24 protein-coding genes are annotated in these 22,062 nt (G+C 68.0%); 16 read left to right on the plus strand and 8 right to left on the minus strand.

Annotated features, from left to right (window positions below):
• Positions 1-115 precede the first annotated feature (115 nt).
• Genes ACFVVI_RS04975 through ACFVVI_RS05005 form a run of 7 tightly spaced genes read left to right on the plus strand, consistent with a single transcriptional unit; the run spans position 116 to position 7,219 of the window.
• Entirely contained in the window at positions 116-955 is an 840-nt protein-coding gene (locus ACFVVI_RS04975; RefSeq protein WP_378988135.1) for a nitrilase-related carbon-nitrogen hydrolase, read from the plus strand.
• On the plus strand, positions 955-2,373 hold the full coding sequence (gene hydA / locus ACFVVI_RS04980) for a dihydropyrimidinase (RefSeq protein ID WP_387443285.1): 1,419 nt from the start codon (positions 955-957) through the stop codon (positions 2,371-2,373). The genes ACFVVI_RS04975 and hydA overlap by 1 nt, the downstream gene beginning before the upstream one ends.
• A gap of 28 nt (positions 2,374-2,401) precedes the next feature.
• Positions 2,402-3,445, plus strand: coding sequence for a TIGR03842 family LLM class F420-dependent oxidoreductase (locus ACFVVI_RS04985; RefSeq protein ID WP_387443288.1), 1,044 nt, complete (start codon positions 2,402-2,404; stop codon positions 3,443-3,445).
• Between the two features lie 31 nt (positions 3,446-3,476).
• Positions 3,477-4,418, plus strand: coding sequence for an ABC transporter permease (locus tag ACFVVI_RS04990; protein ID WP_387443290.1), 942 nt, complete (start codon positions 3,477-3,479; stop codon positions 4,416-4,418).
• Between the two features lie 50 nt (positions 4,419-4,468).
• Positions 4,469-5,302 (plus strand): ABC transporter ATP-binding protein, encoded by an 834-nt coding sequence (locus tag ACFVVI_RS04995; RefSeq protein ID WP_387443292.1) that lies wholly within the window; start codon positions 4,469-4,471, stop codon positions 5,300-5,302.
• Positions 5,299-6,063 (plus strand): ABC transporter permease, encoded by a 765-nt coding sequence (locus ACFVVI_RS05000; protein ID WP_378988120.1) that lies wholly within the window; start codon positions 5,299-5,301, stop codon positions 6,061-6,063. The genes ACFVVI_RS04995 and ACFVVI_RS05000 overlap by 4 nt, the downstream gene beginning before the upstream one ends.
• Before the next feature lie 13 nt (positions 6,064-6,076).
• The gene (locus ACFVVI_RS05005; RefSeq protein WP_378988117.1) at positions 6,077-7,219 is read left to right on the plus strand and encodes an ABC transporter substrate-binding protein; all 1,143 of its coding nucleotides are present in this window, start codon (positions 6,077-6,079) and stop codon (positions 7,217-7,219) included.
• A gap of 52 nt (positions 7,220-7,271) precedes the next feature.
• Here the strand turns inward: ACFVVI_RS05005 and ACFVVI_RS05010 are convergent, their stop codons facing one another.
• Entirely contained in the window at positions 7,272-7,775 is a 504-nt protein-coding gene (locus tag ACFVVI_RS05010; protein ID WP_378988114.1) for a nitroreductase/quinone reductase family protein, read from the minus strand.
• 58 nt (positions 7,776-7,833) lie between these two features.
• Between ACFVVI_RS05010 and ACFVVI_RS05015 the strand changes: the two genes are divergently transcribed.
• Positions 7,834-8,202 (plus strand): arsenate reductase family protein, encoded by a 369-nt coding sequence (locus ACFVVI_RS05015; protein ID WP_387443295.1) that lies wholly within the window; start codon positions 7,834-7,836, stop codon positions 8,200-8,202.
• A gap of 1 nt (position 8,203) precedes the next feature.
• Here the strand turns inward: ACFVVI_RS05015 and ACFVVI_RS05020 are convergent, their stop codons facing one another.
• The 5 genes from ACFVVI_RS05020 to ACFVVI_RS05040 form a co-directional block, all read right to left on the minus strand.
• Complete coding sequence (locus ACFVVI_RS05020) at positions 8,204-8,755, minus strand: NUDIX domain-containing protein (RefSeq protein WP_378988108.1); 552 nt, start codon at positions 8,753-8,755, stop codon at positions 8,204-8,206.
• A 91-nt stretch (positions 8,756-8,846) separates the two neighbouring features.
• Positions 8,847-9,731, minus strand: a complete 885-nt coding sequence (gene yidC / locus ACFVVI_RS05025) for a membrane protein insertase YidC (protein ID WP_387443299.1) — start codon at positions 9,729-9,731, stop codon at positions 8,847-8,849.
• Between the two features lie 94 nt (positions 9,732-9,825).
• A complete protein-coding gene (locus tag ACFVVI_RS05030) occupies positions 9,826-10,188 on the minus strand; it encodes a DUF6412 domain-containing protein (RefSeq protein ID WP_387443301.1) in 363 nt (120 codons plus the stop codon).
• 59 nt (positions 10,189-10,247) lie between these two features.
• A complete protein-coding gene (locus ACFVVI_RS05035; protein ID WP_387443303.1) occupies positions 10,248-11,261 on the minus strand; it encodes a DUF4873 domain-containing protein in 1,014 nt (337 codons plus the stop codon).
• Positions 11,258-12,151, minus strand: coding sequence for a diiron oxygenase (locus ACFVVI_RS05040; protein ID WP_387443306.1), 894 nt, complete (start codon positions 12,149-12,151; stop codon positions 11,258-11,260). Before ACFVVI_RS05040 ends, ACFVVI_RS05035 begins: the two co-directional genes overlap by 4 nt.
• Before the next feature lie 110 nt (positions 12,152-12,261).
• On the opposite strand from ACFVVI_RS05040, the gene ACFVVI_RS05045 reads away from it, so the two are divergent.
• The gene (locus tag ACFVVI_RS05045) at positions 12,262-12,987 is read left to right on the plus strand and encodes a TetR/AcrR family transcriptional regulator (RefSeq protein WP_378988093.1); all 726 of its coding nucleotides are present in this window, start codon (positions 12,262-12,264) and stop codon (positions 12,985-12,987) included.
• A gap of 1 nt (position 12,988) precedes the next feature.
• On the opposite strand, the gene ACFVVI_RS05050 is transcribed toward ACFVVI_RS05045, so the two are convergent.
• Entirely contained in the window at positions 12,989-14,170 is a 1,182-nt protein-coding gene (locus ACFVVI_RS05050) for a DUF418 domain-containing protein (RefSeq protein WP_387443309.1), read from the minus strand.
• A gap of 148 nt (positions 14,171-14,318) precedes the next feature.
• Here ACFVVI_RS05050 and dop point away from each other — a divergent pair, with 148 nt between their 5' ends.
• The 5 genes from dop to pafA all read left to right on the plus strand — a co-directional run bounded on the left by dop (position 14,319) and on the right by pafA (position 19,268).
• Entirely contained in the window at positions 14,319-15,818 is a 1,500-nt protein-coding gene (dop, locus tag ACFVVI_RS05055) for a depupylase/deamidase Dop (RefSeq protein ID WP_378988087.1), read from the plus strand.
• A gap of 119 nt (positions 15,819-15,937) precedes the next feature.
• Positions 15,938-16,132, plus strand: coding sequence for a ubiquitin-like protein Pup (locus tag ACFVVI_RS05060; protein WP_019047503.1), 195 nt, complete (start codon positions 15,938-15,940; stop codon positions 16,130-16,132).
• Entirely contained in the window at positions 16,129-16,974 is an 846-nt protein-coding gene (gene prcB, locus ACFVVI_RS05065; protein WP_378988084.1) for a proteasome subunit beta, read from the plus strand. Before ACFVVI_RS05060 ends, prcB begins: the two co-directional genes overlap by 4 nt.
• Positions 16,971-17,744 (plus strand): proteasome subunit alpha, encoded by a 774-nt coding sequence (gene prcA, locus ACFVVI_RS05070; protein ID WP_301901013.1) that lies wholly within the window; start codon positions 16,971-16,973, stop codon positions 17,742-17,744. The genes prcB and prcA overlap by 4 nt, the downstream gene beginning before the upstream one ends.
• 165 nt (positions 17,745-17,909) lie before the next feature.
• Entirely contained in the window at positions 17,910-19,268 is a 1,359-nt protein-coding gene (gene pafA, locus ACFVVI_RS05075; RefSeq protein ID WP_194824832.1) for a Pup--protein ligase, read from the plus strand.
• Between the two features lie 93 nt (positions 19,269-19,361).
• On the opposite strand, the gene ACFVVI_RS05080 is transcribed toward pafA, so the two are convergent.
• Positions 19,362-19,997, minus strand: a complete 636-nt coding sequence (locus ACFVVI_RS05080) for a TetR/AcrR family transcriptional regulator (protein WP_378988079.1) — start codon at positions 19,995-19,997, stop codon at positions 19,362-19,364.
• 128 nt (positions 19,998-20,125) lie between these two features.
• Between ACFVVI_RS05080 and ACFVVI_RS05085 the strand changes: the two genes are divergently transcribed.
• Together ACFVVI_RS05085 and fabG are read left to right on the plus strand one after the other, a co-directional pair.
• Entirely contained in the window at positions 20,126-21,277 is a 1,152-nt protein-coding gene (locus tag ACFVVI_RS05085; RefSeq protein WP_387443316.1) for an acyl-CoA dehydrogenase family protein, read from the plus strand.
• A gap of 16 nt (positions 21,278-21,293) precedes the next feature.
• On the plus strand, positions 21,294-22,046 hold the full coding sequence (fabG, locus tag ACFVVI_RS05090; RefSeq protein ID WP_378988073.1) for a 3-oxoacyl-ACP reductase FabG: 753 nt from the start codon (positions 21,294-21,296) through the stop codon (positions 22,044-22,046).
• Positions 22,047-22,062 lie beyond the last annotated feature (16 nt).

The following is a 22,062-nucleotide window of genomic DNA, read 5'->3' on the forward strand; positions in this document are numbered from 1 at the left end:
TTCTGCGGGGTAGTGCGCGGCCGATCCGTGGTGCACGCCAACGTTTACGGCACCGAAACTGTTTCCGCGCTCTTGTAACACAACAGAATCAGTTGTAGGTGCAGTATAACAAAGCATGGGAATCGTCAGAGCGGCGCTCGTCCAGACCACCTGGACCGGTGACAAAGAATCAATGACCACGGCGCACGAGGACTACGCACGGGAGGCGGCGGCGCAGGGTGCGCAGGTGATCTGCTTCCAGGAGTTGTTCTACGGCCCGTATTTCTGCCAGCTGCAGGACACCAAGTTCTACGAGTACGCCGAATCGGTACCGGGCCCGACGACCGAACGGTTCGCGGCTCTGGCCGCCGAGCTGAACATGGTGATGGTGTTGCCGGTGTACGAGCGCGAGATGGACGGGCTGCTCTACAACACGGCGGCTGTGATCGACGCCGACGGCTCCTACCTCGGTAAATACCGTAAGCACCACATCCCGCAGGTGACCGGATTCTGGGAGAAGTTCTACTTCCGGCCGGGCAATCTCGGCTGGCCGGTATTCGACACCGCGGTCGGCAGAGTGGGCGTCTATATCTGTTACGACCGCCATTTCCCCGAGGGCTGGCGAGCGCTCGGCCTCGCGGGCGCCGAAATCGTGTTCAATCCCTCGGCGACGTCGAGGGGGCTTTCCAGCTATTTGTGGAAACTCGAGCAGCCGGCCTCGGCGGTGGCCAACGAATATTACGTCGGTGCGATCAACCGGGTCGGCATCGAGAGCGAATACGGCGACGACGACTTCTACGGCACGAGCTATTTCGTCGACCCCGAGGGGCAGTTCGTCGGTGAGGTCGCCTCCGATACTTCGCCGGAATTGGTTGTCCGGGATCTCGATATGGATCTGATCAAGATCGTTCGCGAGAGATGGGCGTTCTATCGCGACCGTCGCCCGGAGGCCTACGGACCGTTGGTGAACCCCTGATGCGCACCTTCATCCACGGCGGGACGGTGGTGAGCGCCACCGGTTCCCAGCTCCTCGACGTGCTGATCGACGACGAGACGATTGTCGCTGTCCTGCAACCGGGTTCGACCGCGCTCGGCGCTGATCTCGCGGCCGACGCGGACACGGTGATCGACGCGACCGGCAAGTACGTGATCCCCGGCGGTGTCGACGGGCACACGCACATGCAGCTGCCGTTCGGCGGCACCGAGGCCAGCGACACCTTCGAAACCGGGACCAGGGCAGCGGCCTGGGGCGGCACCACCACGATCGTCGACTTCGCGGTGCAGAAACCGGGCCAGCGGGTGCAGGACACCCTCGCGGAATGGCACGGCAAGGCCGCGGGGCAGTGCGCGATCGACTACGGATTCCATCAGATCATCGGCGACGTCAACGACGAATCCCTCAAGGGGATGAGCGAACTCGTCAGCGAAGGCGTCACCAGCTTCAAGCTGTTCATGGCCTATCCGGGGGTCTTCTACTCCGACGACGGCCAGATCCTGCGCGCCATGCAGTCCGCGGGCGACCTCGGTGCGCTGATGATGATGCACGCGGAGAACGGCATCGCCATCGACGTTCTCGTCGAACAGGCCCTCGCGCGCGGCGACACCTCGCCCTACTTCCACGGCACCAGCCGTCCGTGGCAGATGGAAGAAGAAGCAACCCATCGCGCGATCATGCTGGCGCAGTTGACCGGTGCCCCGCTGTATGTGGTGCACGTCTCGGCGAAACAGGCGATGCAGCAGATCGTGACCGCGCGTGACAACGGCCAGAACGTGTTCGCCGAGACCTGTCCGCAGTACCTGTACCTCTCACTCGAAGAACAGCTGGGCGCACCGGGTTTCGAGGGTGCCAAGTGGGTCTGCTCGACACCGCTGCGCTCGCGCGCCGAGGGGCATCAGGACGAGCTGTGGCGGTTCATCCGCACCGGCGACGTCACCGCGGTGAGCACCGACCACTGCCCGTTCTGCATGAAGGACCAGAAAGAGCTCGGTGTGGGCGATTTCAGCAAGATCCCGAACGGGATCGGCGGGGTCGAGCACCGGATGGATCTGCTGTTCCAGGGCGTCAAGGACGGGCGGATCTCGCTCGAACGATGGGTGGAGGTCTGCTGCACCACCCCGGCCCGGATGTTCGGCATGTACCCGCGCAAGGGCGTGATCAGCCCGGGTGCCGACGCCGACGTCGTGATCTACGACCCCAACGGGCACACCAGCATCGGCCTCGGCAAGACCCACCACATGAACATGGACCACTCGGCGTGGGAGGGCTTCGAGATCGACGGACATGTCGACACCGTCCTGTCGCGCGGCCGGGTGATCGTCGACGGCGGCGCCTACCACGGCCGCGCCGGGCACGGCCGGTTCCTCCGGCGCGGCCTGTCCCAGAACCTGCTGTAGAAACCAACTGCCGAAACGGAGAGTGCCGATGGACATCGGAGTCGTCCTGCAGTGCACACCACCCTCGTCGCGGGTGATCGAACTGGCCAGAGTGGCCGAAACCCACGGGTTCTCGCACGTGTGGACCTTCGACTCGCACCTGCTCTGGCAGGAGCCCTATGTGATCTACAGCCAGATCCTGGCCGCCACCCGGAAGGTGACCGTGGGGCCCATGGTCACCAACCCGGCCACCCGGGACCAGACGGTGACCGCGTCCGTGTTCGCCACGCTCAACGAGATGTTCGGTAACCGCACGATCTGCGGCATCGGGCGTGGTGACTCGGCGGTCCGCACCGTCGGGAACAAGCCGACGACGTTGGCCACCCTGCGCGAATCGGTGGAGGTGATCAGGGAACTGGGCAACGGTCGCAGCGCCCGCGTCGGTGACGTCGAGGTGCGATTCCCGTGGGCCGCCGATTCGCGGCTCGAGGTGTGGGTGGCCGGATACGGGCCCAAGGCCCTCGAGCTCACCGGGCAGGTCGCCGACGGGTTCATCCTGCAACTCGCCGACCCCGACATCACCGCATGGACCATCGGCAGGGTGCGTGCGGCGGCAGCGGCGGCAGGCCGAGATCCGCTGTCGGTGAAGATCTGTGTCGCCGCGCCCGCCTACGTCACCGACGGATCGCAGGCCGCCCTGGAACACGCCCGTGACCAGTGTCGCTGGTTCGGCGGCATGGTCGGCAACCACGTCGCCGACATCGTCGCGAAATATGGTACGGGCGGCGATGTTCCAGCGGCGCTGACCGACTACATCGCCGGCAGGCAGGGCTACGACTACAACGAGCACGGGCGGGCGGGCAACACGCATGCCGATTTCGTGCCCGACGAGATCGTGGACCGGTTCTGCCTGATCGGGACCCCCGACGAGCAGCTCGCCCGGCTGTGGGAGCTCGAGCAGTTCGGCGTCGGCCAGTTCGCGGTATATCTGCAGCACGATGCCAAGACGGCCACGCTCGAGGCCTATGGCGAGCAGGTGCTGCCGCGGCTGAATCGGCAGGTCACCGCGATCCGAGCGGCCGGTCTGTCATGATCGCCGGGCAATTGCCGGTGGGAGTGCGCCGGTGACCACCGGGACCATCGATCCGGCGACAGCTGTGGTGCCGCAGAAGATCCGAGCCTCCACGCCCGGTCGGACCCGGTTGCTGCGCGCGGTCTACGGGGTGAGCGCGTTCGTGCTCGTGGCGGTGATCTGGGAGCTGGTGAAGATGCTGGTGCCCGCCGACGGCGTGAGCATCGCGGGCACCCGAGTACTCCCTCGCACCAGCGACGGCGCGCTCCCGCACGTCTGGGCGGTGTTCACCGTGCTCGGCGACGCGGACGGTCAAGGCACCGTCGGCGCGACACTGCTGCGCACGGCGATGTTCACGTTGGGTCTGTCGTTGCTCGCGTTGTTGCTGGGCGCGGTGGTCGGCGTGGCGCTGGCGGTCGCGATGCAACGGTTCGGCTGGCTCGAACGCGGCCTGCTGCCGTATGTGGTGCTGTCACAGACGGTTCCGCTGATCGCGCTAGCCCCGCTGGTGGCGGCCTGGGGCGGCAAACTGTCCATCGGTGGTGAGCCGTGGCGGCCGTGGATGAGCATCGTGGTGATCGCGGCCTATCTCGCCTTCTTCCCGATCGCCATCGGGATGCTGCGCGGGCTACAGGCGCCGTCGGCGGCCTCGGTCGAATTGATGCGGAGCTGTTCGGCCGGGTGGTGGGCGACGTTGACGCGCTTGCGGTTTCCCGCCGCTGTTCCCTCGTTGATTCCGGCGCTGCGCCTGGCCGCGGCGGCCGCGGTGATCGGCGCGGTCGTCGCCGAGATCTCCACCGGCACCGCGGGCGGGATCGGGCGCCAGATCATCGTGTTCTCCCAGCAGGCCACCGGCGATGCGGCCCGGCTGTACGCCGCCGTGCTCGCCGCCGCGTTGCTCGGCGTCGTCCTCACCGCGCTGGTCGGTCTGGTGGAGCTGGCGCTACGCCGCTACAGCCACCCGCCGGGCACCGACACGGTGAGCGAGGACTGATGAGCGCCGCCGAAACACTCTCCACGACAACGTTTCAGGAAGAAGTACCCATGACCACCTCAGTCGCCGAACCCGGCAGCCCGGGGTCACCGGCCGCGGTCGAGCTGAGCCATCTCGGCAAGACCTTCGCCGCCGGTGCGGTGACGGCGCTGTCCGATGTCTCGCTCACCGTCGCGGCGGGCGAATTCGTCTCGCTCATCGGACCTTCCGGCTGCGGCAAGTCCACCCTGTTGCGGATCGTCGCCGATCTCGAGACGCCCAGCAGCGGCAGTGTCACCGTGCACGGCAAGCCGGCGCGGCAGGCACGGATCGATCAGGACTACGGCATCGCGTTCCAGCAGGCCGGTCTGCTCGACTGGCGCACGGTCGCGGCCAATGTCGAACTGCCCCTGGAATTGCACAAGGTGCCGAAGGCGCAGCGCAAGGCGCGCAGTGCCGAACTGCTCGCCATGGCCGGGCTCAGTGAGTTCGCCGACCGGTATCCGGCCGAACTGTCCGGCGGCATGCAACAGCGCGTCGCGATCGCCCGCGCGCTGGCCCGCACACCGTCGCTGCTGCTGATGGACGAACCGTTCGGTGCGCTCGACGAGATGACCAGGGAACGCATGCAGGGCGAGTTGCTGCGCATCGCGGGGGAGACCGGCGCCGCCGTCGTGTTCGTCACCCACTCGATTCCCGAGGCGGTGTACCTGTCGGACCGGGTGGTGGTGCTGTCCGCACGACCGGGCCGGATCAGTGACATCGTGGCGACCGGCGGCTGGGATCGCGAGGCGGGCACCGATGTCCGGGCGTCCGCGCAGTTCTTCGCAGCCGTCGCCGCGGTGCGCGCGGCCCTGCGCGGCGAGCACGACGACACCGCCGTGGCCGGACGGGATCTGCGATGAGGACTTGGTTGCCGCCGGTCCTGGTCGGCATCGTCGTCCTCGCGCTGTGGCAGGTGCTCACCGTGGTGGCGGGCGTGCCCTCGTTCCTGCTTCCCGCGCCCAGCGCTATCGCCGCTCAGTTCGTCGAGAACGCGGGCCGGATCCTGGACGCCTCGCTTGCCACCGGCACGAACGCGCTGATCGGGTTCGTCGCCGGGACGGTGCTCGGCCTGGCCGCCGCCGTTCTCGCGGTGCGATTCGGCGTGATCGACGGGCTGCTGACGCCGCTGGCCGCCGCCGCTGCCACGGTGCCGATCGTGGCGCTGGCACCACTGCTGAACTCGATGTACTCCACCACCACCGAGACGCCGCGACGGCTCGTGGTCACCATCGTCGTGTTCTTCCCGGTGTTCGTCAGCACCGCTCGCGGACTGCGGCAGGTGCCGAAGGTGCAAGCCGACCTGATGACCTCCTACGCCGCGTCGGGATGGCAGATCACCCGCACCGTGCGCCTGCCCGCCGCGCTGCCGCACCTGTTCACCGGACTGCGGATCGCGGCCCCCGGCGCGGTCATCGCGGCCATCATCGCCGAATACTTCGGCGGCCTGCAGAACGGACTCGGCAGCCGGATCACCTCCGCCGCGGCCAACACCGCCTATCCGCGGGCCTGGGCCTACGTCGTCGGTGCGATGTGCGTGGGCCTGGTGTTCCTGGCCGCCGTCCTGCTGCTCGAACAACTCACCCGTCGACCCCGAACCCCACTGCTGTCCACGATCCGATGAGGGAGATCAATCCATGACCGAGACCGCACTCCGGTTGCGCACCGCGCTGGCGCTGGCCGCCGTGGCCGCCGCCGCGCTGACCGGCTGTAGTACCACCGACAGTGGCTCCGAGACCACCGCCGACGGCCTCACCAAGGTGACCCTGCAGCTGCAATGGTTCAAACAGGGGCAGTTCGCGGGCTACCTGGCCGCAGTGGACCAGGGCTTCTACAAGGAACAGGGCCTGTCGGTGGAGATCCTCGACGGCGGCACCGACATCGTCCCCCAGACGGTGCTCGCCCAGGGCCAGGCCGACTACGCGGTGGCCTGGGTACCCAAGGCCCTCGCGTCGCGGGAGGCGGGCGCCGGGATCACCGAGATCGCTCAGATCTTCCAGAAATCGGGCACCAAGCAGGTCTCGTTCAAGTCCGAGAACATCGCCGGGCCCGCCGCACTGCGGGGCAAGACCGTCGGAAACTGGGGCTACGGCAACGAATTCGAGCTCTTCGCCGGGATGACCAAGGCGGGCATCGACCCGGCCAAGGACGTGAAACTGGTCCAGCAGCAGTTCGACATGAACGCCTTCCTCGCCAAGGACATCGCCGCCGCCCAGGCCATGTCCTACAACGAGTACGCTCAGCTGCTCGAAACCAAGAATCCGGCCACCGGAAAGCTCTACACCGCAGACGATTTCACCACCATCGACTGGAACGACGAAGGTGTGGCCATGCTGCAGGACGCGCTGTGGGCCAACACCGAGAAGCTGAAGGACAGCGAGTACCAGGATCAGACAGTGAAGTTCCTGACCGCCTCGCTCCAGGGCTGGGCGTTCTGCCGCGACAACCTCGACAAATGCCGCGACATCACCGTCGCCGCGGGCGCCACGCTCGGCGCCGGGCACCAGCAGTGGCAGATCAACGAGGTGAACAAGCTGATCTGGCCCTCACCCGCGGGCATCGGCACCCTCGACAAGACCGCATGGGATCGCACGGTCTCGATCGCCAGGAACACCAAGAACGCCGAGGGCGCAACGGTTCTCACCAAGAACCCCGATGCCGACGCCTACACCACCGAGTACGTCACCAAGGCGCTGGACCGATTGAAGGCCGCGGGGGTGGACGTGACGGGCGCGAGCTACCAGCCCGCGCAGGTCACCCCGACCGAGGGCGGTAAGTAGTTCACCCACGCGCGACGGTCCATCGCACGGCCGATGGACCGTCGCCGTGCGTTCAGCGCGGAGTCAGGCCGATGACCACACCGCCCTGCTGCCAGGTCTGGTAGATGTCGGCCTTGGACGGTTCGCCGTCGGGGAGGTAGCCGATGCCGTTGAACTTCGCGTTCTGCTCGTTGTCGCGCGCGATCACCGCGAACAGCTCCAGAACGTGCTGTTCGTCGGTGTACACGGTGGCGGTGAAGGTTTCGGGTGCCCCGCCACGCGACAGGCGCACCTGCGCGCCGCCCTGGAGATTCTTCACCCACGGCCGCAGCGCCGTGCCGATCAGCAAGTCGCCGCCGTGCACGGTGTAGGCCACCGGGACGTCGTAGACGGTGCCGGATCTGCGGCCGACCACATGCAGGGTGGCCAGCCGTTTGCCGACGATGCCGGACAGCACCGGCACCTTCAGCAGGCCGCGGATGAGGGTATTGAGCTGGGACTGAAAGGAGCGGATCGGCTCGGGGCCGGTGGTCGTCGGTGTGCCGTAAGGGTTTTCGGGAGACGCGGAATCGCTCATGGTCCCAGTATCGCCACGTGCGAGCGTGCCCGCAGTACAGGTGACCTACGCTGCGACGATGACATCTGGGCAGACCGAGATCTGGCACAACCCGCGCTGCACGAAGAGCCGCAACGCCACCGCGCACCTCGACGCGGCCGGCGTGGAATACACCGTGCGCCGCTACCTCGATGATCCCCCGACCGTCGAGGAACTGCGGGCGGTGCTCACGCGGCTGGGTGCGCAGCCCTGGGATATCACCCGCACCGGCGAGCAGATCGCCAAGGATCTCGGAATGGCGGAATGGGGGCGCACCGAGGCCGACCGGGACCGGTGGCTGAACGCGTTGGCACAGCATCCGAAACTGATCCAGCGGCCCATCGTGCTCACCGCCGACGGCGGCGCGGTGGTGGCGCGCGACGAGGAATCGCTGCGCGCGCTCGACTGAGTCAGGGCCGCGCGCCGTCGTCTCCGATGAGCAGACCGTCCAGGACCGCCCGTGTGTCGGGAACGAACGGCCACGCCGGATCACGCAGGTGCGCACGCAGTTCGGCATCGGTCCACCACCAGCCGTCCGCGATCTCGGACGGCTGGTGGACGAACGGACCGTCGCAGCGGTACTCGTAACCGAACAGGTGGCAACGCAGCGCGCGACCCGCCCAGTCGCCGTCCCAGGACGCGGTGGCGCGCAACGGAAGTACCGTGCCGGCGGGGACGGCGATGCCCAGCTCCTCGCGAAGTTCGCGGATCGCGGTGTCGGACGGGTTCTCACCGGCGTCGACCACCCCGCCCGCGAGGCAGTCGTGCATGCCCGCGAAGACGAGTTTGGTGTCGGTGCGCCGGTGGACGTACACGCGGGTTCCGTCGGACGATCGCACGAGAACGCCCGCGCTCGCGTGCCACAGGCCGTCGCGGTAGACGGTGCCTCGATCGGCCTCGCCGATCACCAGCCCCTCGGCGTCGTAGACGGCGAGCAGTTCGTCTTCCGGATTCGCTGACACCGCCCGAGGGTAACCGCCGGAAGCGCTGACCGGCGCGCGGTCGATCGGCCGCGAGTGCGGGGAGTTATATCCCCGCATCTCGGCCCGTGATTCATCGTTTCCGGCGCTGGGGCTTCACCCCCGGTCGCGGAGCGGCGGCTCGGGCCGCCGAGACGACCAGCGCCTTCTTCGCGGATTCCTCGGCGGCGAGAGTGCGCCGGATCAGATACTGCTGGCCGCAGGTCCACAGCGCGTTGGTGGCGAAATAGGTGAGCACGACGACAGGCAGGACGGCGCCGCTGATGAGCGCGCCCGCCGGGAACACCCACAGCGACAAGGTGCGCATGATCGCGGCCGTGCTGTTGTCCGCGACCGCCGGGGTGAGCCGGGCCGTGAAGTGCGTGGCGAGCGCGGCGATCAGCACCAGCGGGATGGCGAGCGCCGCGACCGCGACGACAACCTCACCCGCGCCGGACAGGGTCGCCGACAGCGGTGCGCCGAACAATCTGGCGTCGAGGAACGCACGGACCTCGGGCGCGCCGAACAGGTAGTTGGCGGTGGCGTTGTTCACCTCGACCGATAGCGGGCTGTCCGTCGAGGTGAACGGGCCGACCGCGTAGGCGCCGGTCCGGTCGAACGAGCGCAACACGTGGAACAGGCCGAGGAAGACCAGCCCCTGCGCGATCAGCGGTACGAACCCGGCGAACATGCTGACGTTGTGCTCGCGCTGGAGCAGCCGGATCTTCTCGGCCTGGGCGCGCGGATCGTCGCGGTGGGTGCGGCGAATGGCGTCCATCTGCGGTTGCAGCGAACGCAGAACTTGCTGGGAGCGGGCTTGCCGGAGCGCGGTGCGCACGAGCAACGCGCGGACGGTGACGACCAGCGCGACGACGGCGAGAAGCCAGGCGAGACCACTGGCCGCGCCGAGCGGGATGGCGAAGAGCTGGTGCCAGCACCACAGGACCGCGGACACGGGAAAATAGACGAAATCGAGCATGACGGGACGACCTGTCCGTGCAGCGTGCGCGAACGCACGAAGGGGGGAGTGGGATCACGAGATCCGACAGGCGGCGCCGACGGCGCGGCACCTGTCAGAGGTGATCGATCCCCGGAGCTCGTGGACGTGGACGACCGGCGGCATCCGGATTGCTCTGTCGCAGAAAGGAACCGCGCAGGCGGCGCTGTGCCGACCGCGGCGGACCCACACTCGCGACCCGGACCGGCAGGTGACTGCGACCGGTGACCGCGACCAGCGCACACACCATCGCGGCGGCGACCGCACCGAACGCGAGCATGCGGGTGGCCTCGCCGCCCGGTGTGGAGATGAGCACGAAGGCGGGCAGCACGCACGCGAGAACCGCGTACGCCATCACCATCGCCCGTGCCTGCATGTCACCGAGCATACCGACGGTGGAGGGCGGCGGTGCCCGCACGCCGAGTGGGGGGCCGTTCACCGCCCGGCAATGCACACCGGGTCGAGGTCGGTGGCTGTCTCGACGGAGGAGGGTCGCGGCTATGCCTCGAGCGCGAAGGGCGGGGTGCCGATGCCGGTAACGCGGAGATTGCCCCACGGGTCGCGTTCGGTGAGGTTCGCCGCCGCGGGTGCGCGACCGGGCACGACGAGCAGGGCGGAGGCGCGCGTCGGTTCGGGGAGCGCGGTGGACTCGGCGGGGTCGAGGCGGCCGTACCAGTGGTAGCGGCCGTCGATCGGGTCGATGTGGCCGGTGAGGGTGGCGATGACGGGATATTCGGCGCCGGGTAGATCCAGGACGGCAGGCCCGGCGTAGTCGTGATCCGAGTGCCGGTCGGCGGCGACGGTGATGTCGAAATGGTGGGGTCTCGGGCGGCCCGGGCGACGCGTGCTCGAGGTCGGATCGAGCCGACGGTGGTATTCGTGCTGGGTGCTGGCGCGCACTTCGATCCGGGTGCCTGATTGCCGCTGCAGAGCGCGGACCCAGGTGGCGATGAGATCGACTCGGGCCGACTGGGCGACCCGCGGTTCCTCGACGGCGGGTTCGGTACTGCCGACGAAGAACAGGTTCGGGAAGCCATGGGTCGCGATCCCGCGAAAGGTGACCGGAGCGTGCGACCATGCCGCGTCGAGCGTGCGGGCCGCACGTCCCGTGACCGGTAGTCGGACGCCGGACGGTGTCTCGGGCAGGGCGCCGACGGGACGGTGTGCGGATTCCGATGCGGCGCCGGCCCGGAGGCGCCGGGTGGTGTCGGCGGCCAGAATCACCACCCTCGCCTGGGCGGGCTCGTTCCCGGCCGAGTGGATCAGCCAGTGGTCCCCCTTCTCGTCGAAAACGAGTTCGCTGATATCGACCAGCCGCCGGGGGACCGGCCGATCATCGCGAGACAGCCATCTGCGCGATGCCGTCCATGGTGTCCGGCGCTGTCTGCCGACCGGAGATCGGGACGCCTCGCCCGCTGAAACCGGTTCGTAGACACTTACTTCGGCGATTCCGGCCGCTCGCAGCCGCCGCACGATCGCCCGGGATTCGGTCCCGATGACAGCGACGCTCACAGCAGGCCCACCGCCCGCCACCGCCTGCGTCCGGCCGATCCGATCAGTCCGTGCTGACCCAGGAACGTCACCAGTTCCGCCGCTCCGGTCGCCCTGGATTCCTGCGCGACCGGATTGCGAAGTGCCGCACCACGTGCCTGTCGACCGTCGAGTCCGGCGCGAATGTAGATGTGCCGGTTGGTGATCAGTGACACGAACAGCGGTCCGGCCACTGCCACACACAGGCGGATATAGGCCCGCTCGCCCGCCGACATCGCGGGCACGCGCCGGGCCAGCGCGTCCCTGGCGAAGCCGATGTGGCGTGCCTCCTCGGTGACGTGGATGCGCATGGCGCGCGCGACGATCGGCTGCAACTGCGGATCGTCGAGCATTCGTCGCTGCAGGGCGTCGAAGATCTCCTCACCGACCAGGGCCGCCACCCACACCATCGGGCCGCGCAGCACGGCGGGTAGCGCGGTGATCGCGAGCCGCGCCGCCGGACGCGGCCAGTAGGGGCGGGCCTCGATGCGCTCGATGAGTTTGCCGAACATCATCATGTGCCTGCACTCGTCGGCCATCTCGGTGAGCGTGTAGTGCGAGGTCGCGGACGTGGGATCGCCGCGCAGCAGCTCACGCAGCAGCAGCCGGTTGAGCAGGTTCTCGAACCAGATGCCGACCGAGAGCACATTGGCCAGTTCCTGGCGCGAGAGTTCCCGCTGCTGGTCGAACGTCATCGCCGCCCACAGGTCGGTCCCGTAGAGCGAGATGACGCGCGGTGGCAGGAACAGCTTCGCCGGGTCGAGGGGTTGCTCCCAGGCGATGTCCACCACCGGGTCGTAGGTTCTTCGCAGCGAGCCGATCAGCAGGCGCTGGGCGAAGGAATCGCGCGGGGAGGCGGTAACGTTGCGCATCGCGGGCTCACTCTCGGCGGAACGTGCCACGCTTGGTGTTACAGCGTGTATCACCAAGGTTAGTGGAACGCGGTGTCACGGTCAACGTCGGCACGGGTATCGTTAGCACTGTGACTGCCCCATCCGCGCACGCCGATCAGACCGCCGCCGACGGTCGCGCCACCCGCTGGCACGGGCACAAAGAGCGCCGTCGCGCGGAGATGATCGACGCCGCCATCGAGGTGATCGAGCAACACGGTCTCGAGATCTCGGTGCAGCTGATCGCCGAGCATCTGGCACTGCCACGACCGGTGGTCTACCGCCATGTCGGTGGCCGGGCCGAACTCGACGCACTCGCGCGGCAGCGGATCCTGGAGTTGCTGCTCGCGGAGTTGCTACCCGCGCTGCAGTCCGACGGCGCACTCAAAGACGCCGTGCGCGGCGCCATCGGCACCTATCTCGGCTGGATCGAGCGCCATCCGAATCTGCATCGCTTTCTCGGCGATGCGGCACCGCAGGGCGCGCCGAGTCTCAGCGGCGCGGGCCGTGCGGTGGGTGGACAGCTCGCCGACATCTTCGCGGCCACCCTGGCCCGCTTCGGCATCGACCCGGCGCGCGGGCGGCCGATGGCGTTCGGCATGGTCGGCCTCGTCGACGGAGTGGTGGCGAGTTGGCGTGCGGACCCGGAGCCGGTGCTCACCACCGAGCAGGTGCAGGGCATTCTGACCGAGTCGGTGCTGTCGCTGTTCGAGGGCAATGCCCGCAGTCTCGGAGTTCCGCTGCAACGGGATTCGCTGATCGCCGACCTGCTCATCGCGCCGGACGCGGCCCCGCCGCCCGACGAGCGGCTGCGCTGACTCAACCGGCCAGCGCGCGATAGGTTCGATTCCACAGCCACTCCACCGGACCGCGCTCGAAACGACGCAACCACAGGTGCGCGAAGAGGATGATCGCGACGGCCACGACCAGGTAGATCGCCACCGTGAACGGCACCTTGGCCGAATCCGGTACCCGCGCCGCCAGCCCGAGACCCCAGCCGTAGCAGAGGAAACCGGCGATCAGATTCTGCAGGATGTAGCAGCTGAGCGCGGTGCGGCCGACTTCGCTCAGCCGGGTGCCCGCGAACCCGAGGCGTGGTTTGCGCAGGTAGAACTCGGCGACCGCGGCCAAGATTCCGAGGGCGACGAACGGTGCCGTCGCGTACCGCGCGACGAAGATGAAGTCGCCGCCGCCCGCGAGGCCGAGCGTCAGATCCAGCGGGGCGGCGATCGCGAACCCGACCACCATGAGCCGCCGTCGAATGCGTGCGCCCTCGGGCCGGAAGACGCCCGCCCGGAACAGTCGCGCGCCGAGCAGGAACAGCGCGATCGACATCGGGAACACGAAGATCGCCTCGAGCCGGAAGATCAGCGCGTGGTCGAGGCGGAACAGCACCAGATCCCAGAAGGAGCCGTCCGCGTAGGGATTGGGATCCAGCGGTGCCGACGCGGCGCTGTCCTGCTGTGGCGCGAAGGCCAACGCGGCGGCTATCGACGTCAACATCGTCACGTGGACCGAGGCGGCGATGATCAGCCAACGGCGTTGCGCTCGTTCGGTTGTCGCGAGGATGTAGGCGACGACGAGGCCGGTCATCGCGTAACCCATCAGGACATCGAACTCCGCGACGAGCAGAAAGTTCAGCAGGCCGTCGAGGAACAGCAGTCCCGCGCGGTACGGATATCTGCCGGGCCACGGCCGACCCGCCCGCTGGGCCGAACCCTGCTGGATGGCCAGGCCGATCCCGAACATCACCGTCAGCAGGCCCAGGAACTTGCCTTGGGCGAGCTGCTGCAGCACCCGCTCGGACCACATCCAGGCGTTCTCGGGGGCCGCGGCGAGCTCGTCCAAGTAGCCGACCATGCCCGCCGAATTGGTGAAGATCCAGATATTGGTGCCGAGGGTGCCCAGGATCGCGATGCCGCGCAGCACATCCAGCGCGATCAGGCGAGCGGGCCGGGGCGCGACGGGCGCTTTGGTGGGGGGTGCGACGGCATCGGTCATGCACCGAGTATCGGCGCGTGAGCGGCCCGGCGGATCGCTCACGAGAACGATTCCGGGGTCCCCCTCTTGGGGGAGGTGACCGGCCTCCAGCAGCCCCGCTGGGCCGAGATGCGGGTGCGGGTACAGCACGTCGCCTAGGCTCGACGGTATGCAGCGCATCATCGGAATCGAGGTCGAATACGGCATCTCGACCCCTACGGAGCCGACGGCCAACCCGATCCTCACCTCCACGCAGGCCGTTCTCGCCTATGCCGCCGCCGCGGGAGTGCCGCGAGCCAAGCGCACCCGCTGGGACTACGAGGTGGAATCCCCGCTGCGTGACGCGCGTGGTTTCGACCTCAGCCGGATGAGCGGGCCCGCCCCGGTCATCGACGCCGACGAGGTCGGCGCGGCCAACATGATCCTCACCAACGGCGCCCGGCTCTACGTCGACCACGCCCACCCGGAGTACTCCGCCCCCGAGGTCGTCGACCCGCTCGACGCGGTGATCTGGGACAAAGCGGGCGAGCGGGTGATGGAGGCGGCCGCCCGGCACGCCTCCAGCGTGCCGGGGGCGCCCCGGCTGCAGCTGTACAAGAACAATGTCGACGGCAAGGGCGCGTCCTACGGCACCCACGAGAACTACCTGATGAGCCGCGACACCCCCTTCAGCCACATCATCGCCGGACTGACCCCGTTCTTCGTCTCCCGTCAGGTGATCTGTGGCGCGGGCCGGGTCGGCATCGGGCAATCGGGTGACCACGCCGGTTTCCAGCTGTCCCAGCGTGCCGACTACATCGAGGTCGAGGTCGGCCTGGAGACCACGCTCAAACGCGGCATCATCAACACCCGCGACGAGCCACACGCCGACGCCGACAAGTACCGGCGGCTGCACGTGATCATCGGTGACGCCAACCTCGCCGAGATGTCGACCTACCTCAAGGTCGGCACCACCGCGCTGGTGCTCGACATGATCGAGGCGGGCGAGGACCTCTCGGAGTTCCAGCTGGCCCGCCCGGTCACCGCCGTGCACCAGATCAGCCACGACCCGACGCTGCGCGCCACCGTCGCGCTGGCCGACGGGCGCGAGCTGACCGGCCTTGCGCTGCAACGGCTCTACCACGAGCGCGTGGCCAAGTTCGTCCAGCGCGAAGCCAACGAAGACCCGCGCGTGCTCGACATCATCGACAAGTGGGCGATGGTCCTTGACCTGCTCGAGCGCGATCCGATGGACGCCGCGCACCTGCTCGACTGGCCGGCCAAACTGCGACTGCTCGAGGGCATGCGCACCAGGGAAGGCCTGGGCTGGGCCGCGCCCAAACTGCACCTGATGGACCTGCAGTACTCCGATGTTCGCCTGGACAAGGGGCTCTACAACCGCCTGGTCGCCCGCGGGTCGATGCAGCGGCTCGTCAGCGAACAGCAGGTGCTCGACGCGATGACCAACCCGCCCACCGACACCCGCGCCTACTTCCGCGGTGAGTGCCTGCGACGCTTCGGCGCCGATATCGCCGCCGCCAGTTGGGATTCGGTGATCTTCGATCTCGGTGGTGATTCGCTGGTCCGGATTCCGACGCTGGAACCGCGCCGGGGCACGAAAGCGCACGTCGGCAGGCTGCTCGATGCCTCGCGCACGGCCGCGGAGCTGGTCGAGCAGCTCACCCACTGACGCGATCGAGGGGTCGACTGCGCGACAATCCGATCGCTATCGACCACCTTGTCGGATCCGCTCGGTAGGGTTGTGGGACACACACGATCATCGTGATGAGGAAGAGGAGGTCGGCTGCCATGGCACAAGAGCAGACCAAGCGCGCCGGGGGTGGCGACGAGGACGAGGGCCCCGAGGGCGTAGACGCGGCAGGGCAGGAACGCCGCGAGAAGCTGGCGGAGGAAACCGACGACTTGCTCGATGAGATCGATGACGTGCTCGAAGAGAACGCCGAAGACTTCGTGCGGGCATATGTGCAGAAGGGCGGCCAGTGACCCCAGGTGACCCCTTGCGCCTCCACGCGGGGCGGGCTCTCTCCTCGTTCACCGAACATCTCCGCATGCACGCTCCGGACCTGTTGCCCGCCAACAGGTTCCCGATCTCGGATCTGACCGCGACGAAGGATCTGGCGCCGCACGGCACCACCATCGTCGCGGTCACCTACCGTGGCGGCGTGCTGATCGCGGGCGACCGCAGGGCCACCATGGGCAACCTGCTCGCCAGCCGCGACACCGAGAAGGTGTACATCACCGACACCTTCTCGGCCGCGGGTATCGCCGGTACCGCGGGCATCGCGATCGAGATGGTGCGGCTGTTCGCCGTGGAGCTGGAGTACTACGAGAAGATCGAAGGCGTGCCGCTCACCTTCGACGGTAAAGCCAACAAGCTGTCGAAAATGGTTCGCGACAACCTGCCTGCCGCCATGCAGGGCCTGGCAGCGATCCCGCTGCTGGTCGGTTTCGACGACCAGATCCTCGACCCCGACCGGTCCGGCCGCATCGTGTCCTACGACGTGGTCGGCGGGCGTAGCGAGGAGCGGTTCGGCTACACCGCCGTCGGCTCCGGTTCGACGTTCGCGAAGTCGTCGCTGAAGAAGCTCTACCAGCGCGGCATCGACCAGGACCGGGCGCTGCGGATCGCGGTGGAATCACTGTTCGACGCCGCCGACGACGACACCGCCACCGGTGGTCCCGACATGCTGCGCGGGATCTACCCGACAGCGGTGGTGATCGACGCCGACGGTGCGGACGAGATCGGTGAGGATCGTCTCGCCGAGATCGCCCGCGGTGTGATCGCCGATCGGGAAGCCGCGGAAGAAGGGGGCGCCGTCCTATGACGCTGCCGTATTACGCCTCGGCCGAGCAGATCATGCGCGACAAGACCGAGCTCGCCCGTAAGGGCATCGGTCGCGGTCGCAGCGTGATCGTGCTGGTCTACGCCGACGGCGTGCTGTTCGTCGCCGAGAACCCCTCGGCGACGTTGCACAAGGTCAGCGAGCTCTACGACCGCGTCGGATTCTCCGCGGTCGGCAAGTACAACGAGTTCGAGGCTCTGCGCCGCGGCGGCATCTTGCAGGCCGACCTCAAGGGTTACCAGTACGACCGGCGCGATGTCACCGGGCGTGGACTGGCCAACCTGTACGCGCAGACCCTCGGGTCGATCTTCACCGATCAGCTCAAGCCCTACGAGGTGGAGATCTGCGTCGCCGAGGTGGGTTATCCCGAACAGTCACCGACCTCGGTGCTGTACCGGATCACCTTCGACGGGTCCATCGTCGACGAACGCGAGTACGTCGTCATGGGCGGCACCACCGAGCCGATCCTGACCCAGCTCAAAGCCACCTACAAGCCGGGTCTGTCCCTGGACGACGCGTTGAAGGTGGCGATCGGCGCACTGCTGGCCGGTCAGCCCGAAGCCGACAAGGACAAGCGTTCGCTCGGTGAGGCCTCGCTCGAGGTGGCCACGCTCGAGCAGCAGCGGCCGCGCCGGGCGTTCCGCAGGCTGCAGGGCCCCGCCCTGGAGTCGGCGCTGGCCGCGTCGAAGTCCAAGCCCAAGCCGGTCAAAGAGGCGAAGCTGCCAGAACCCGACGACGACGCGGGGAAATAACCCACCGTCACGATCATGATCGGGCCTGCGAATCGCACCGGTTCGCAGGCCCGATCTCGTCGTGTGCGCGGAGGTCGTTCGCTGTCCGAATCGTTGTGAACACGTATGCGAATGGGATGTCAGGAGCGCCGCGCGGGCACTGGTCATGGCTGTACTGTCGATAGTGTGCAGCGACGAATCATGGGGATCGAGACCGAGTTCGGTGTGACATGCACCTTCCACGGTCACCGTCGGCTGTCCCCCGACGAGGTAGCCCGGTACTTGTTCCGCCGGGTGGTGTCCTGGGGCCGTAGCTCCAATGTCTTCCTTCGCAACGGTGCCAGGTTGTACCTCGACGTCGGATCGCATCCCGAGTACGCCACCGCCGAATGCGACAGCCTGGTCCAGTTGGTCACCCACGACCGGGCCGGCGAGCGGGTGCTGGAGGACCTGCTCATAGACGCCGAACAGCGCCTCGCTGAAGAAGGCATCGGCGGCGACATCTACCTGTTCAAGAACAACACCGACTCCGCGGGCAACTCCTACGGCTGCCACGAGAACTTCCTCGTGGTCCGGGCGGGCGAGTTCTCCCGGATCTCGGATGTGCTGCTCCCGTTCCTGGTCACCCGCCAGCTCATCTGTGGCGCGGGCAAGGTGCTGCAGACGCCGAAGGCGGCCACGTTCTGCCTGTCACAGCGCGCCGAGCACATCTGGGAGGGCGTCTCCTCGGCGACCACCCGCTCGCGCCCGATCATCAACACCCGCGACGAGCCGCACGCCGACGCCGAGAAGTACCGGCGCCTGCACGTGATCGTCGGTGACTCCAACATGGCCGAACCGACCACCATGCTCAAGGTCGGTACCGCGTCGCTGGTGCTGGAGATGATCGAGGCGGGGGTGTCGTTCCGCGATTTCGCGCTCGACAACCCGATACGGGCCATTCGCGAGGTGAGCCACGATCTCACCGGTCGCCGTCCCGTCCGCCTGGCCGGCGGTCGCCAGGCCAGCGCCCTGGAGATCCAGCGCGAGTACTACGCCCGTGCCGTCGAGCACCTGCGTAACCGCGATCGCGATCCGCAGGTCGACGCGGTGGTGGACCTGTGGGGTCGCACGCTCGACGCGGTCGAGGCGCAGGACTTCGCCAAGGTCGACACCGAGATCGACTGGGTGATCAAGCGCAAGCTGTTCCAGCGCTACCAGGACCGCTACAGCATGGAGATGTCGGATCCCAAGATCGCCCAGCTGGATCTGGCCTACCACGACATCAAGCGTGGTCGCGGGGTCTTCGACCTGCTCCAGCGCAAGGGTCTGGCCAAGCGGATCACCGAGGACGACGCCGTCGATGCCGCCGTGGACACCCCGCCGCAGACGACGCGAGCCAAGCTGCGTGGTGACTTCATCACCGCCGCGCAGGAAGCCGGCCGCGACTTCACCGTCGACTGGGTGCACCTCAAGCTGAACGATCAGGCGCAGCGCACGGTGCTGTGCAAGGATCCGTTCCGATCGGTCGACGAACGCGTCGACCGGCTGATCGCCTCGATGTAGGCGAACCCCTCAGACGGGGGGACCGACAACAGAACCGGTGGCGCATGGGAGCGATCGCGTAGGCGCCACCGGTTCTGTTGTGTGTGGGCAGGCTCAGTCCGCGGTGACGACGGTCGCGTAGGTGGCGGTGAGGCCGGCGATGAACGCGGTGAGCGCCAATTCGAAACTGTCGTCATCGATTTCGTCGGCGATCGCCCGCAGCAGGTGTGCCTGATTCAGGTGCGGGTAGCGGTCGCGGTAGACCTGCACGTCGTCGGCGAAGCCGCCGGCGAACGAGCCCACCGTCGAACCCATGACCAGGTAGCGGGTGGCCGCGCCGATCATGGTGGCGTAGCGCGGTGGCCAGCCCGCACCGACCAGACCGCCGTGTACGGCGTCGGCGGCGCGCAGGTTCTCGGCTCGGCGGCCAGGGCCGGTGGCCAGGTACGGCACGAAGTTCGGGTGGGTGGCCAGCGCGCCGCGATAGCTGCGCGCCCAGTCCGCGAGTGCGCGATCCCAGCTCATGGAGTCGAAGGCCGAGGTGTCGACGTGGCTCATGATGCCGGTGGCGATGTCGTCGAACAGGTCGTCCTTGTTCGGGTAGTGGCCGTAGAGCGAGGCGGCCTGCACGCCGAGTTCGGCACCCAATTTGCGCATGGAGACTTCGGCGAGCCCGTCGCGGTCGATCAGGACCAGCGCGGCGTCGCGAATGCGCTCGCGGCTCAACAGCGGAACGCGCGGCCTCGCCATGCGGTACTTCCTCTCTCGTCGGGAATCGAACGGTATCACCGATGCCGAAAATGGCTCTTGATTAACCGAACAGCGTTAGGATACGGTGCCCGAGTAAACCTAACGCCGTTTGGTTCAGGAGTGGTTCCGTGGATTTCCAGCTCACCCCCGCGCAGTCCGACCTGCGTGAACTCGCCCGAACGTGGGTGGACAAGGAAGTCGTGCCGTATGCCGCGCAGTGGGATCGCGACGAATCGGTGGACCCGGCGATCGTCGGCAAACTCGGCGCTCTCGGTTTCCTGGGCATCGGGATCGCCGAGCAATACGGTGGCTCCGGCGGCGACACCTTCGACTACTGCCTGCTGCTCGAGGAGCTCGGCCGCGGTGACAGCGCGGTGCGCGGCATCGTGTCGGTCTCGCTCGGGCTGTTCGGCAAGTCGATCGCCGCCTACGGCACCGAGGAGCAGAAGCAGCGATTCCTGCCCGGGATCTGCGCGGGTGAACAGCTCGGCTGTTTCGCGCTGACCGAACCCGGCACCGGCTCCGACGCGGCGAATCTGGACGCCCGCGCCGTCCGCGACGGGTCGGACTGGGTTCTGTCCGGCACCAAGATCTTCATCACCAACGGGACCTGGGCCGATCACGCGCTGGTGTTCGCGCGGACCGGCGGGCCCGGCCCCAAGGGGGTTACCGCGTTCGTGGTGCCGACGGACGCGGCGGGCTTCGGCCGGACCGAGATCAAGGGCAAGCTCGGGCTGCGTGGCCAGGCCACCGCCGAATTCGTCCTCGATCGCGTCCGGGTGCCCGACGCGCTGCGCCTCGGCGAGGAGGGGCAGGGCTTCCGGATCGCGATGTCCGCGCTCGACAAGGGCCGCATCGGGGTCGCGTCCGGGTGCGTCGGCGTGGCCCGGGCCTGCCTCGAAGCCGCGGTGCGCTATGCCGGTGAGCGCGAACAGTTCGGCAAGCCGATCGCCGGTTACCAGCTGGTCCAGGAGCTGCTGTCCGATATCGCCGTCGCGACCGACGCCGCCCGGCTGCTCGCCTGGCGCGCGGCCGATCTCGCCGACCGCGGGCAAGCCTTCGGCACCGCCGCGTCGATGGCGAAGCTGTTCGCCTCCGAAGCCGCGGTCTCGGCTGCCAACAACGCGATCCAGGTGTTCGGCGGCTACGGCTACATCGACGAATACCCCGTCGCCAAGTATCTGCGTGACGCGCGCGTACTGACTCTCTACGAGGGCACCACCCAGATCCAGAAACTGCTCATCGGGCGCGCCCTCACCGGCGTGAACGCCATTGTCTGACACAGGAGTACGACCCATGACCCACAGAACAGCCTTCGTCACCGGGGCGGCTCGCGGCATCGGCGCGGCGACCGCCGCCCGACTGGCCGACGACGGATTCGCCGTGGCCGTCGTCGATCTCGACACCGACGCTGCCGTGCTGGCCGCCGGGAAGATCAACGCGGCAGGCGGCACCGCGATCGGCCTCGGTTGCGACGTCGCCGACGAGGCGCAGGTGGCCGACGCCGTCGCGCGTACCGTGGCCGATCTCGGCTCGCTCGACGTGCTGGTGAACAACGCGGGCGTGCTGCGCGACAACCTGCTGTTCAAGATGTCGGTCGAGGACTGGGACACCGTCATGGCGGTGCACCTGCGCGGCGCGTTCCTGTGCAGCAAGGCCGCGCAGAAGCACATGGTGGACAACGGTGGCGGCGCCATCGTCAACACCTCGAGCGTCTCGGCGCTCGGCAATCGCGGCCAGGCCAACTACGCGGCGGCCAAAGCGGGCATCCAGGGCCTGACCCGCACCCTCGCCATGGAACTCGGCCCGTTCGGGATTCGCGTCAACGCGGTCGCCCCCGGCTTCATCGCCACCGAGATGACCGCGGCCACCGCGGCGCGGATGGGCGTGAGTGCCGAGGATTTGCAGGCGAAGACCGCCGAGATCACCCCGCTGCGACGGGTCGGCGTGCCCGCCGACATCGCGAACGTGGTGGCGTTCCTCGCCTCCGACGACGCCGGTTTCGTCACCGGACAGACCGTGTACGTCGACGGCGGACGCCGTCTCTAGATTGCGGAGAAACCCC

Source organism: Nocardia sp. NPDC058114 (assembly GCF_042884695.1).
GTDB lineage: Bacteria > Actinomycetota > Actinomycetes > Mycobacteriales > Mycobacteriaceae > Nocardia.

Coding starts and splice junctions, on each gene's coding strand:
- ACFVVI_RS04975 (WP_378988135.1), top strand. CDS start 116: ATGGGAATCGTCAGAGCGGCGCTCGTCCAGACCACCTGGACCGGTGAC.
- hydA (WP_387443285.1), top strand. CDS start 955: ATGCGCACCTTCATCCACGGCGGGACGGTGGTGAGCGCCACCGGTTCC.
- ACFVVI_RS04985 (WP_387443288.1), top strand. CDS start 2,402: ATGGACATCGGAGTCGTCCTGCAGTGCACACCACCCTCGTCGCGGGTG.
- ACFVVI_RS04995 (WP_387443292.1), top strand. CDS start 4,469: ATGACCACCTCAGTCGCCGAACCCGGCAGCCCGGGGTCACCGGCCGCG.
- ACFVVI_RS05000 (WP_378988120.1), top strand. CDS start 5,299: ATGAGGACTTGGTTGCCGCCGGTCCTGGTCGGCATCGTCGTCCTCGCG.
- ACFVVI_RS05005 (WP_378988117.1), top strand. CDS start 6,077: ATGACCGAGACCGCACTCCGGTTGCGCACCGCGCTGGCGCTGGCCGCC.
- ACFVVI_RS05010 (WP_378988114.1), bottom strand. CDS start 7,775: ATGAGCGATTCCGCGTCTCCCGAAAACCCTTACGGCACACCGACGACC.
- ACFVVI_RS05015 (WP_387443295.1), top strand. CDS start 7,834: ATGACATCTGGGCAGACCGAGATCTGGCACAACCCGCGCTGCACGAAG.
- yidC (WP_387443299.1), bottom strand. CDS start 9,731: ATGCTCGATTTCGTCTATTTTCCCGTGTCCGCGGTCCTGTGGTGCTGG.
- ACFVVI_RS05040 (WP_387443306.1), bottom strand. CDS start 12,151: ATGCGCAACGTTACCGCCTCCCCGCGCGATTCCTTCGCCCAGCGCCTG.
- ACFVVI_RS05050 (WP_387443309.1), bottom strand. CDS start 14,170: ATGACCGATGCCGTCGCACCCCCCACCAAAGCGCCCGTCGCGCCCCGG.
- dop (WP_378988087.1), top strand. CDS start 14,319: ATGCAGCGCATCATCGGAATCGAGGTCGAATACGGCATCTCGACCCCT.
- ACFVVI_RS05060 (WP_019047503.1), top strand. CDS start 15,938: ATGGCACAAGAGCAGACCAAGCGCGCCGGGGGTGGCGACGAGGACGAG.
- prcA (WP_301901013.1), top strand. CDS start 16,971: ATGACGCTGCCGTATTACGCCTCGGCCGAGCAGATCATGCGCGACAAG.
- ACFVVI_RS05080 (WP_378988079.1), bottom strand. CDS start 19,997: ATGGCGAGGCCGCGCGTTCCGCTGTTGAGCCGCGAGCGCATTCGCGAC.
- fabG (WP_378988073.1), top strand. CDS start 21,294: ATGACCCACAGAACAGCCTTCGTCACCGGGGCGGCTCGCGGCATCGGC.